The organism is Nonomuraea sp. NPDC049504, from assembly GCF_040676845.1.
GTDB lineage: Bacteria > Actinomycetota > Actinomycetes > Streptosporangiales > Streptosporangiaceae > Nonomuraea > Nonomuraea salmonea.
The window spans coordinates 1-1607 of record NZ_JBFAPT010000077.1 but is presented as its reverse complement, the minus strand read 5'-3'; the positions used below and the strand labels follow the sequence as shown (position 1 = coordinate 1607).

The 1607-nt window shown below is 57.2% G+C and carries 1 rRNA gene and 1 other annotated feature (1 of these 2 running past the window's edge); the gene reads left to right on the top strand.

Annotation, left to right across the window (positions count from 1 at the left end):
• Positions 1 to 1392, top strand: a sequence feature (mutual gap in cmsearch alignment for this rRNA model is longer than 100) (it extends 1195 nt beyond the left edge of the window).
• An 85-nt stretch (positions 1393 to 1477) separates the two neighbouring features.
• A 5S ribosomal RNA gene (gene rrf, locus AB0K28_RS51630) occupies positions 1478 to 1594 on the top strand.
• Positions 1595 to 1607 lie beyond the last annotated feature (13 nt).

The window sequence follows — 1607 nt, the reverse complement described above, 5'->3', positions numbered from 1 at the left end:
CGTGAGATGTGATGCCGAGCCGATTGTGGTGAAGTGGATGATCCTATGCTGCCGAGAAAAGCCTCTAGTGAGTGTTGTGGCGGCCCGTACCCTAAACCGACTCAGGTGGTCAGGTAGAGAATACTAAGGCGATCGGGTGAACTGTGGTTAAGGAACTCGGCAAATTGCCCCCGTAACTTCGGGAGAAGGGGGACCTCTGCTGGTGAACATCCTTGCGGTGGGAGCTGGTGGGGGTCGCAGTGGCCAGGGGGAAGCGACTGTTTACTAAAAACACAGGTCCGTGCGAAGTCGTAAGACGATGTATACGGACTGACGCCTGCCCGGTGCCGGAACGTTAAGGGGACCGCTTAGTCTGACTTCGGTTGGGCGAAGGTGAGAACTTAAGCGCCGGTAAACGGCGGTGGTAACTATAACCATCCTAAGGTAGCGAAATTCCTTGTCGGGTAAGTTCCGACCTGCACGAATGGCGTAACGACTTCCCCGCTGTCTCAACCACAGACCCGGCGAAATTGCACTACGAGTAAAGATGCTCGTTTCGCGCAGCAGGACGGAAAGACCCCGGGACCTTCACTACAGCTTGACATTGGCGTTTGGAGCGTCTTGTGTAGGATAGGTGGGAGACTGGGAAGCTCGGACGCTAGTTCGGGTGGAGTCATTGGTGAAATACCACTCTGGTCGTTTTGAACGTCTAACTCTGGTCCGTGATCCGGATCGGGGACAGTGTCTGGTGGGTAGTTTAACTGGGGCGGTTGCCTCCTAAAGGGTAACGGAGGCGCCCAAAGGTTCCCTCAGCCTGGTTGGCAATCAGGTGTCGAGTGTAAGTGCACAAGGGAGCTTGACTGTGAGACTGACGGGTCGAGCAGGAGCGAAAGCTGGGACTAGTGATCCGGCATCGGCGTGTGGAAGCGGTGTCGCTCAACGGCTAAAAGGTACCCCGGGGATAACAGGCTGATCTTCCCCAAGAGTCCATATCGACGGGATGGTTTGGCACCTCGATGTCGGCTCGTCGCATCCTGGGGCTGGAGTAGGTCCCAAGGGTTGGGCTGTTCGCCCATTAAAGCGGTACGCGAGCTGGGTTTAGAACGTCGCGAGACAGTTCGGTCCCTATCCGCTGCGCGCGCAGGAGACTTGAAAGGAGCTGTCCCTAGTACGAGAGGACCGGGACGGACGAACCTCTGGTGTGCCAGTTGTACCGCCAGGTGCACGGCTGGTTGGCTACGTTCGGAAGGGATAACCGCTGAAAGCATCTAAGCGGGAAGCTCGCCTTGAGATGAGGTCTCCCACCACGAGAGTGGGTAAGGCTCCCGGTAGACGACCGGGTTGATAGGCCGGAAGTGGAAGCACGGTAACGTGTGGAGCTGACCGGTACTAATAGGCCGAGGACTTGACCACAAAGCAAACCCTCCCTTGGGGGGGTGTCTTGCTCGCGTCCACTAGGCAATTCTGAGACAGCAAGCAGTGTGCTGTTTCGCAGGGTTGCGGCGGTTATGGCGGGAAGGAAACACCCGGTTACATTCCGAACCCGGAAGTTAAGCTTCCCAGCGCCGATGGTACTGCACTCGGGAGGGTGTGGGAGAGTAGGTCACCGCCGCACAAACTTTCAAGGA